Below are 9,748 nucleotides of genomic sequence, written 5' to 3' on the forward strand. Positions count from 1 at the left end.
GGATTAGCTAAGTAGGGGGAAGCGCAATCTTTAGTCCCGATGCGTGCGTGATTAGAATGTGGGACAGGAGTAACTTAGAGTTATTATTCCCTTATGTATGAATAGAATGAAAAAGAAATTATGGGCAAGTGGAGTGACAATTCTCTTAGGAGCTTTTTTGCAAGTAAATGCTCAAGTGGCTCCTAAAAAATTGAATCTTTCGAATTTTAACGAGGTGCGCGACTACGTGATTGGAGACACCGCCAATCCTGAGTATTTTAAAGTAGATTGGCATAAAACTGTATTCGATGGTGTTGTAGATGCTACAGCGCAGGATAAACCTATCTTATTGTGGCTCTACTTCGGTGGACCGTTGGGTAATTGCTGACAGAATGGATTCAAGACAAGGCAGTTGCTTTTCAATGATTCCAAGTTTGCCGGATTTGTAGCCGAAAATTTCGTAGGAGTAGCATCGGACGATGTTGCTTATCATAACCTTCCCGATGCAGCGAAGTTGAAAAGGGAATATCAGTTTTTAGAGTCATCGTTGATGAATGGTGTGGGGAATGTCCGCCAAGGAGTGTATGCAGTTACTTCGTCAGGGAAATTTTTAGCTAAAATCGATACAGGCTGGCCCACTTACGATGTTGCTGCAAGTTTAGATAATCTGATTAGCGCTGTGAAGAAATACAAGAGTCTAGCTAAAGCTGAAAGAGTTCAGGCGGTTGCTATGACTGAAGTTGACCGGAGCATGCCGGCGTTAGGGAATCTTGGTGGTGAAGGCATTTTAAAAATGCGAACCATGGCTAGAAGTTATGCATTTCCTGAAATGGAGTTATTCGATCAAAGGCATCCCACTTACTCCAAGTTAGATGCATTTTGGATCAGTCCTGATGAGGTGAAGTCCCTCGTTCCGGATGCAAAAAAGAGGGGGGAGAAGTCCTACGTTTCACAGAGCCTAGTGGAGAGAATGTTATTGCATAGCCAACCGATGGAGGGATGCGGAGGTTGGTGGAAGGAGCACATTCTGAAACAGAAAATTGAAGTGTCTATTAGCCACAAGAAGGGTTCGGAGGTTTTCCTGCTTTATCATGGTGACTTAGTTATGTCTGCCGACAGTAAGTGGAATAAGTCTGAGTATTTAGGCAGATTTTTAGGTAAGGGCGTGTGGGATGAAAAACTTCAAAAAATCACTCGCTTAGAGTGGGTGACTCTTGGAGAGCGAAATCTCAAAGAGCTGAAGTCTAACATGCACCGTGGGAGCACGAAGAAAACAAAGATAGCGAGCTATATGCGTTTGGCCAGAAAGGTAAAAGAAGAGCAAAGCCTATTACCTCATCATTGGGATCATTACCCTCAGACTATAAAACAGCCGTAGAGTTGGCTATTCGTTTTCAAAAACATATCGGTCAGCATTGACTGTAACATTTGGTGGGCGTTGATGGTTTTCAAAATGGAGGTAGCCCGGTTGGAGTTCTTTCCAAAAAGCATGCCATTTCTGCTGATTCACGGTGGCAAGTTTCTCATCGGTCAAACGGAAGGGGAAGCTATGGACCCGGAAGAATGCTTGGCCATTGTTTAGAGCTGCATCACAAAGCGTGTAGATTTCTTCTATTTTTTCATTAGTCATAGCAAAACAACCGATTGAGCATGTGCTTCCATGAACCATGATAGCCGAGCCCGTGTAATTATGTGCTCGGTCATAGGTATTTGGGTAACCGATGTTGAATGCCAGGTGGTATCGGCTCTGAGGATTCATCAACCGGCGGCTTACAGCATAAAACCCCTCTGGGGCCTGGAGATCACCTTCGGCAAGTTTGGGGCCAAGGTGACCAGACATGCCTGCAATGGTGTAGCTTCTAAAAAGTTTAAACTTTTTGCTGTCTGTAGATTCGACCCAGAGTTCGAGCTCGTTAGTTTCTTTGAAAATCCTGATGAAGACCGGAGAACCGATCGAAAGTTTTTTTTCGTGAAGAGCCAGCACTAAAGCTGGAGTTACACGCTCGGCCGCTGCCGCTGCGCGTTTGTGACCGTCGGAGTAGTTCTTATCGATCAGTTTGCGAATGGTGGTGGGGATTGAGAGAGTTTCAGATTTCACGCGTGAATAGAGAGTGCATACGATGCCGAGCATGAGCGAGATCCGGATCCAAGATGCTTTGTTGGTTTTGCTAAAACACGACATGAGTAGTTTCTACCAATTCGTTCTAAAGCTGTCACCTTTTTACTGGTCAGATTTGCTGTCTATGCAAGGCTACGCCCCATGAAACAAGCGATTGGAATCATTGGTGGGAGTGGGCTTTATTCTATGGATGGATTCACCCAGACAGAAGAGCGAATTATGGACACTCCTTTTGGTTCTCCTTCTGACGCTTTGATTGGTGGTGAGATTGCCGGTAAACAAGTTTGGTTTCTCCCACGCCACGGACGAGGTCATCGGTTGCTGCCACATGAAATCAACCACAGGGCAAATTTTTGGGCACTAAAGAGCCTTGGTGTGCGCTTCGTTATTTGTGTGGCTGCAGTAGGAAGCCTAAAAGAAGAATATGCTCCGCGTGATATTGTGCTTCCCGATCAGTATTTTGACCGTACTAGCCGCCGTGATCAACATACCTTCTTTGGTGATGGGATTGCGGCCCATATCGGATTCTCCGAACCTGTGAGTGCTGACTTGCGCAGTATTTTGTTTGAGTCAGCTGAAGAAGAAGGCGCCAATGTTCACGATAGAGGGACCTATGTGAATATGGATGGCCCGGCATTTTCGACCAAGGCCGAGAGCCATGCAAATCGGCAATTAGGCTTTGATGTTATAGGGATGACAAATGTGGCCGAGGCGAAGCTCGCTCGTGAGGCTGAAATGGCCTTGGCTACCTTGGCGATGGTAACAGACTACGATTGTTGGCATGATGAGGAAGAAGCGGTAAATGTGCAGACTGTGATTGGTCACTTAATGGCAAATGCGAAGCTTGCTCAACAAGTGTTGCAACGCGCGGTTTTAAAAATTCCACTTGATGCTGAATGGAGTGAACATAAGGCACTAGAGTCTGCCATTTTAACTCAAAAGGAGTATTGGCCGATTGAGACCATTAAAAAACTAGGACCCATTCTATCACGCTTTCTGGCGCGTTAGATTTTTGAGCCTTCCGAGGGGACAAAACAGATTATCAGCCTACTTAGAGTATCTATGAGCGAGCCAAACACCCAATTCTATCATTGCGCTATATGCAATTCAGTCTTCAAAGCTCCTATGCCATTGCCTGATGGAGAAGTCTGCGCCAATTGTGGAAGAGCCCCTTTTGCCGAGCAGGCTTTCAATTCCATTTCTGAGATGGAAAACGTATTTGATTCTGGCGCTTCTCATGGCCTACCTGGGCAAGATGTCGCAGATTTTGTTTCGATGCAGAAAGCGAAACGTCAGCGTCAAGGGAAGTGGGTTATAGCACTCTGGCTCTTGCTATTGGTTGTTGGTGGAGGAATCGTTTTTTACAACAGGGAGATTGAAAAACCTGTTGGCGAGGAGCTTAGCGGTTTGGTTAAACAAGAGCAGGAGTATCAGAAAAATCTGGCTACATCCACAGGTGAGGCTTTTAGGGTATTTAATAAATTTTTGCTGGCTAGAGATGCAAACGAACAATCTGAATACGTCGTCGGTGGAGTTCGCAAAATTCTTAGTCTGGAGCAACATGAAAATAGTATTGATCTAGTAGTTCCTAGTCGACCGCTGAAGCTCATAGCAAATAGCTACAGTGACGATGGTGAGTTGCCTCGAGTTGAATTAATCATAGAAGACGCTCGAGAACGCAACTTTGATGTCGTCATGTGGAAAGACGACTCCAAGTGGTTATTGGATTGGGAGCAGTATGTGCGCTATGCTCAAGATGATTGGACTAGATTTTTGGTTGATAAGAGTATTGGAAGCCCAAAGATATTTAGGCTTTACGTGCGTCGCAGGCATATTGGCACTGGAGGAGAGCATGATAAACTACAGCTCATTTTCTATAAGCCAAAGATGGAGGCTGGAGAACGGACGCAAGAATCTCCACGGGTAGATGTGCCGCCGGATAGTCCTTTTTTTACGCAATTGGGCACGGCATTTGACACGGAGATTAACAGGAAGAATGAAGTCCAGAAGAGTGTGGTTGGTAGGCTAGATAAAGCAGGATTGTTACGTGTGAAGGTGACTCTAGACTGGCAGCAAGGAACTGACGATAATCGAGTAATGGTACTCAAGGGGTTGGATTCAATGCACTGGTTTGAGCTCGATCCAGTCAAGGTGCTCACCCCAGCTCAAGCTCAGTAGCCATTATTAACCCAATCCTTTACGCATTGCTGTAATGTTGGGCTCTTGGCCTAACCAGAAGGAATAGGAATTAGCGCCCTGATGGAGTAGCATAGAGAGGCCGTTAGATGTTTTAGCTCCCAACTTGTCAGCCTCAGCAAGTAGCGGTGTCACGGGTGGATTATATACAGCATCGTAAATTCTATGTCTTGCCGACAAGGCTGTAACAGGAAGTGGCAGAATGTCGTCTTCATGGAGGCCTAGAGAAGTAGAATTGATAATTAAGTCAGCTCTATTCGCTGCATTGATGAGATCTTTTTCGTCAGTAGAAAGTGTGTAGACCAGCTTGGCTCCGTGCTCTTCAGTGAGTGATTTAGCGATTGGTTCTAGTTTCTCAACTGTACGGTTAGATAGATAAATCGCTGGTGATCCTTCGCGAGCACATTGGGTGGCGATAGCTCGACCCGCTCCACCTCCTGCGCCCAGAATTAGCACGCGTAGTTCGGTGAGAGACTTACCAAAATCTTCGAATATAGCGCGAGCGAGTCCAGGTCCATCAGAATTGTGGCCGATGCGTTTACCTTCTTTGAATAGTATAGTGTTAGTTGCCCCTAGAGCTTTAGCGTCGTCAGTGAGCTCATCACACTGCGCCATCGCGTCTAATTTATGCGGGACCGTGACATTACAGCCAATGAAACCGAGGCGTTCCATTTCGACGAAGCAAGCATCCACATCACCAGGTTCAACTTCGACACGAATGTACTGCAGGTCGATCCCGGCCTCGTCGAGTGCAGCTTGGTGCATCTGAGGCGATGCTGAGTGCTTGATGGGGAAGCCGATGACTGCAAGTTTAGCGTTTGGCATTGCCTCAGCAAAGGCTGGGTCACGGAGGTCGGCGAGTGTGTAAACGTGTTTCAAAAGTAGAGCTGGAAGTTGCTAGTTTTTGATCACAGATCCGGGGAATTAGACAGACTATTTTTGTGTGGCTGAGTATTGGCTTCCCCAGCTGTCGACGACTTGACGCGGGGTGATTACATCGAAGTATCCTTTTCTAAGCGGAGTGTGGAGGTGAAACCCTGCGTGATGAAGAGCGGCAACAGCAAGTGTGGCACAGGTGTATTTCTTTTTTATTTCTGAAATTGAAGAAGGGTGAATGTTCCCGTTGGATATACCAAATGTGGCTGTGTAATCGTATTTGGTTGTGCCTGTTGAACAAACAGCAGTTGTGAATTCGGTTAGTTTTTTTGAAGAAATGGTTCCAATTGGCGCTCGGTAAGCAATCCAACTTTGATCTTTAAGGTAGGAAAGATCGCTGTCGGCGTTTACTTGCTGTTTCATCGCCACCTGAAGTAGGTGGAGATTTTTACTATCGTTTGATGTTGGATAGGTGAGGATGGCCAAGTGGCCAAAGCGGAAAAGCTCATAGGGGACTTTCTGGATGTTTCGGTTCTTGAGGTGTTCGCGAGCCTGACTGTGGCTCATGGAGAAGGCTATGATGTCTCCCGCTTGGAGTTGCTCACATATGACTGGGAATGATTCTTGTTGTTGAGATGTGTAACGTAAGACGATTGTTAACTTCTCGACTGAATCAGCTGAGCTACGTTTCAGAGCATGATGTTTACTTGGAGCTTTCTCCATCATGGAGAATGGGAAAATACCATTGTGTGTCGGAGCTTTTGTGGCACAACTAAAACTGAGGATGCAAAGCAAGCCACTTACAGCGATTTTTTTCTTAAAAAGTTTCATGCTATGGGAGAAAAAGTTGCTGTTGTTGGGGGGAGGGAATTGGACAGTTGTTACTAAGTTTGTGCCGGCGGTAGGCGATGGATTGGTAGACTCTGGATTTCAGCCAATAGGGAAGTAAGTGCAATGGCCAAAGGGTGGCGGAGATCCCACCGCTTAGAAAGATCGCTCGCAATACAGCATCGGTGCCTCGCCAAATCCTTGGAGTCATTGAGTTCTCTAGCAAAATGACGGTGTCGTAACGGGGGGAGTCTTTGAGGCGACAGTTCTCCGGGAGTTGTTCAGCTGTTTTGCCTTGCAGTGGCGCGAACCGTAGAACTTGTTCTGTATCGATGTGCATGATGGCTCGGACTGAGCGTTGACAGAATGAGCATTGACCGTCGATGAAGAGAACGTGGGGGGAGTTAGCTTTTCGAGCGGGAAGCCAACTAGATTGATAGGTAAAGAGGTGGATCATGAGCATGCCAAGGCTCAGATCGGCAAAGTCAATTACCATGATAATGCCGAGGTGCATCCCAATCATAGCCAACCATGCCCAAGGACGAGTTTTTTTATAGAAAGCGAGCGGCAGGAAAAACAATTCAAGTAAAAGTGTGGACCAAGTGAGGACTTCGAGAATGAAATCTGGAAGCTGAAGTAAGAAGTCGCGTAAGAAATTTGGTCTCGCGAGTGGGTTTTCTAACACGAACCTTAGAGCTGATCCATCGATCCAACTGGGACTGTCGAGTTTTAGAAAACCTGAAAAAGTATAGCCAACCGCGAGAAGGATCCACGCTGTGATTGGGATCATACGTGGCATTCTCCAATTTGGTTGAGAAGGCTTTCCTAGGACAAATGCCTCACCGAGAGGTGTGAGGGCTGAAAGCAAAAGTAGTAAGCCTGTGTAACCAAGGCTAGGGTTTGAGATGAATGGGTTTGCTGTGAATAAGCATGAGCTTAGAAACCATAGATAAATGGCAGCACTTCTGCGAAGTCGACCGATAGTGAGGAGTATTGAAGAGAGGATGCCCAGAGCAACCATGTAGTTTGCTAGAGGCGCCCAATCAATGAAGAATAGAGGGTTTGGCCAAACAGCGCGGAAGGGACTAGGGTGGTTGCTACCGAACATGCCTGTAGCTCCAAAAAGTTCAGTGGCGTAAGGTAACAAACTAATGAAATGGCACGTAAGGTAGAGTCCGAAAATAATACGAAAAACACCGAAGTGCTGTGCTGAGTTTCGACATGGGCTAGAGGAAGTTGTCATAAGTCTAGGGTTTAAGGTGGAAAGGAGTTTGGCTTATGTTGGGGCTTTTGGGGGCGATACTGAGTGTGTGATTACTCGTGTTGGAGGGAAGTCCAAGTTCTGTGAGTATGGCGTTGTCTGAGCTGAGTGCACGCTGGAGGCTGTGCTTTTGCAGCTCAGGGGGAAGTGCTGGACCGTAGGCTAAAATGGCGCCATAAACGTTACGTCTGTTATAGGGGCCGGCGAGTTTTTGATAGACCTCGGGTGTGATTAAGAGTTGCTGGTGGCGTTGGTCCACGGTGTCGTAATGTAGAGTAAATTCGGATGAAAATGTTTCGAATTTTCGCTGTTCTTCATAGCTCTTGGCTGCACAGAAGACCTTTGTGTATGGGGCAACTTGGCTAGCGAGGGCGAGGCCTTTGAGTTTTGGTAAATGCAGCAGTTCGGCTAGCATGGCGGAGGAGCCGATTACGAGTAGGACCGCGGCTGCTATGTTGTTGCGCGTGTTAGATTTCATTTTTTAGCAGAAGTTAAGGTTTGAGATGCGTGACACGCCCAGCGTTTCGAACAGCCGATACAACTAGGTAGGAGGTGCATTGGTGCGATCTTGTCATTCTTTTCAGACAGCACGTCGCGGAAGGCTAAAATGTCGTCGATGCGGTCTTCTTTGTTGTTTTGGAAGCCGCAGAGTGACACCTTTTTACGAGGGTTTTGGTAGGTGCCAAAAATCATGTCCCATATAGGGATGTCTGAGTAGTTATTGGTGTGGTGAAGCCGTTTGTGGTGGATTCTATGAGACTCGGGTCTCTGGAAAATGGGGCCAAGCCACACGGGGGTTTTGATATTCCAATGGTAGAAAAGTTCCGCAATCCCCGTTGCTAGAGTGATCAGAGCCGCAGCTTCGATGGAGCAGCCTAGCAAGGTGTAGCTTATCAATGAGCTAAGTATTGCGTTGATGAAGATCTCTACTGGGTGCTTGTAGAAGGACATCAGAATCTCCATGCGCTGCGGGGAATGATGTAATTGGTGGCAGAGCCGCCAGAAAAATTTCGACTCGTGCCGAAGGCGGTGCCAAAAGTAATAAATGAAGGTGGTGGCCAAATAGCCGATGATGATTTGCCAAGGGAGGTCGACGTGTTCTTTTAGTGCCCACGGAGGGGCCATTGCATCGGAGGTGACAAAACCATCCCAGCTGATGCCAATGAGAAGAATGATGACTATTTGGCAAAAATTCGTAAGCACCACACGCGGCCACCATTTATTTACTTTAGGCAAAGCATTAGCTGGCCAAAACCTCTCGATAATCAACATCAGAGCTGTGATGGGGAGCATGATAAGTATCGTATTCATGCTTGGTAGAGTACGGCAAATTTGATGATTTCATAAATTGATAGTCTTGAGGTAATCATTGGTTTTGTCGATGAAGCGACTTAGCTGTTATTGGATGAATTTACAAAATTGGAGCATTTTGGATTTGGTCTTGCAAATTGGTGTCGGAGTCTATTGTCTCCGTCATGGCAGAGATTTCTCTCGGACTTTCTTTTGACGACGTTCTTCTTGTTCCTCAGCACAGCGCTGTGATTCCGAACGAGACGGACATATCTTCGTGGCTGACCAAAGACATTGGTCTAAACATTCCTGTGGTATCCGCAGCGATGGACTCGGTATCTGAGTCTGAACTAGCAATCGCGCTCGCACGTGAAGGTGGTATTGGGGTGATTCACCGCAATAATACGATCGAAGAGCAGGCAACGATGGTGGCTAAGGTAAAGCGCTCAGAAAATGCAGTGATCCAGGATCCAGTTACGGTAACTAAGGAGATGACCCTCGTCGACGTGCGGCACATCATTTCTACTGAAGGTTTTTCTGGCTTCCCAGTGGTCGGGCCGGATAACCAGCTTGAAGGCATGGTGACTGGGCGTGACATTGGCTATGTAGAGAACAGAAACCGTCTAGTGGCTGATGTGATGACTCCTATCGATAGGCTAGTGGTGGCTCCAGCTGACACATGCATCGAAGATGCTCGTCGTATCCTATACGAAAATCGTATCGAGAAGCTCCCGTTGATCGACGGTTACGGCAAGCTTGCAGGACTGATCACTGGTGCTGACATCGAGAAGCGTATGACCTTCACGCATTCAGCTAAGGATGCAAATGGCCAGCTCCGTTGTGGTGCTGCTGTTGGACCTGGTCCAGACCACATGGATCGTGCTACTGCGCTCGTTGCTGCAGGAGCCGATGCGCTATTCATCGATGCTGCGACTGGGCACACACAGGTGGTGATCGATGTTATCAAAAATCTTCAAACTCTGGGTGTGCCAGTTGTTGCAGGTAACGTGGTGACAGCTCAGGGAGCGAAAGACCTCTGCGATGCAGGTGTTTCAGCCGTTAAAGTGGGCGTGGGTCCAGGCTCTATCTGCACAACTCGCGTTGTGGCAGGTGTCGGAATGCCTCAGTTCACTGCGATCGAAAATGTGGCCTCAGTCTGTCGCGAACGCGGCGTGGCTGTGATCGCGGACGGTGGTATC

At 47.1% G+C, this 9,748-nt stretch carries 11 protein-coding genes; 5 read left to right on the forward strand and 6 right to left on the reverse strand.

Annotated features, from left to right (window positions below):
• Positions 1-106: 106 nt before the first annotated feature.
• Both ABGY95_RS00335 and ABGY95_RS00340 read left to right on the forward strand, forming a co-directional pair.
• Entirely contained in the window at positions 107-367 is a 261-nt protein-coding gene (locus ABGY95_RS00335; protein WP_347439689.1) for a hypothetical protein, read from the forward strand.
• Between the two features lie 24 nt (positions 368-391).
• Positions 392-1,357: a hypothetical protein gene (locus ABGY95_RS00340; RefSeq protein WP_347439690.1), complete on the forward strand. Its 966-nt coding sequence runs from the start codon at positions 392-394 to the stop codon at positions 1,355-1,357.
• 6 nt (positions 1,358-1,363) lie between these two features.
• On the opposite strand, the gene ABGY95_RS00345 is transcribed toward ABGY95_RS00340, so the two are convergent.
• Positions 1,364-2,110, reverse strand: coding sequence for a murein L,D-transpeptidase family protein (locus ABGY95_RS00345; RefSeq protein WP_347439691.1), 747 nt, complete (start codon positions 2,108-2,110; stop codon positions 1,364-1,366).
• Between the two features lie 129 nt (positions 2,111-2,239).
• Between ABGY95_RS00345 and mtnP the strand changes: the two genes are divergently transcribed.
• Together mtnP and ABGY95_RS00355 are read left to right on the forward strand one after the other, a co-directional pair.
• Entirely contained in the window at positions 2,240-3,106 is an 867-nt protein-coding gene (gene mtnP / locus ABGY95_RS00350) for an S-methyl-5'-thioadenosine phosphorylase (protein ID WP_347439692.1), read from the forward strand.
• Between the two features lie 54 nt (positions 3,107-3,160).
• Positions 3,161-4,276 (forward strand): hypothetical protein, encoded by a 1,116-nt coding sequence (locus ABGY95_RS00355; RefSeq protein WP_347439693.1) that lies wholly within the window; start codon positions 3,161-3,163, stop codon positions 4,274-4,276.
• A gap of 6 nt (positions 4,277-4,282) precedes the next feature.
• On the opposite strand, the gene aroE is transcribed toward ABGY95_RS00355, so the two are convergent.
• The 5 genes from aroE to ABGY95_RS00380 all read right to left on the reverse strand — a co-directional run bounded on the left by aroE (position 4,283) and on the right by ABGY95_RS00380 (position 8,570).
• A complete protein-coding gene (gene aroE / locus ABGY95_RS00360; RefSeq protein WP_347439694.1) occupies positions 4,283-5,173 on the reverse strand; it encodes a shikimate dehydrogenase in 891 nt (296 codons plus the stop codon).
• A gap of 54 nt (positions 5,174-5,227) precedes the next feature.
• Positions 5,228-6,001 (reverse strand): hypothetical protein, encoded by a 774-nt coding sequence (locus tag ABGY95_RS00365; RefSeq protein ID WP_347439695.1) that lies wholly within the window; start codon positions 5,999-6,001, stop codon positions 5,228-5,230.
• Between the two features lies 1 nt (position 6,002).
• Complete coding sequence (locus tag ABGY95_RS00370) at positions 6,003-7,145, reverse strand: DCC1-like thiol-disulfide oxidoreductase family protein (protein ID WP_347439696.1); 1,143 nt, start codon at positions 7,143-7,145, stop codon at positions 6,003-6,005.
• Between the two features lie 100 nt (positions 7,146-7,245).
• Positions 7,246-7,737 carry a hypothetical protein gene (locus tag ABGY95_RS00375; protein ID WP_347439697.1) on the reverse strand — a complete coding sequence of 164 codons (492 nt, stop codon included), beginning with the start codon at positions 7,735-7,737 and terminating at the stop codon, positions 7,246-7,248.
• Positions 7,734-8,570 (reverse strand): sterol desaturase family protein, encoded by an 837-nt coding sequence (locus ABGY95_RS00380; protein ID WP_347439698.1) that lies wholly within the window; start codon positions 8,568-8,570, stop codon positions 7,734-7,736. Before ABGY95_RS00380 ends, ABGY95_RS00375 begins: the two co-directional genes overlap by 4 nt.
• Before the next feature lie 164 nt (positions 8,571-8,734).
• Here ABGY95_RS00380 and ABGY95_RS00385 point away from each other — a divergent pair.
• Positions 8,735-9,748: IMP dehydrogenase (locus ABGY95_RS00385; protein WP_347439699.1), on the forward strand; the 1,014-nt coding region annotated here is incomplete at its 3' end.

Origin of the sequence: Rubritalea sp. (genome assembly GCF_039830215.1) — a bacterium.
Taxonomy (GTDB): domain Bacteria; phylum Verrucomicrobiota; class Verrucomicrobiia; order Verrucomicrobiales; family Akkermansiaceae; genus Rubritalea.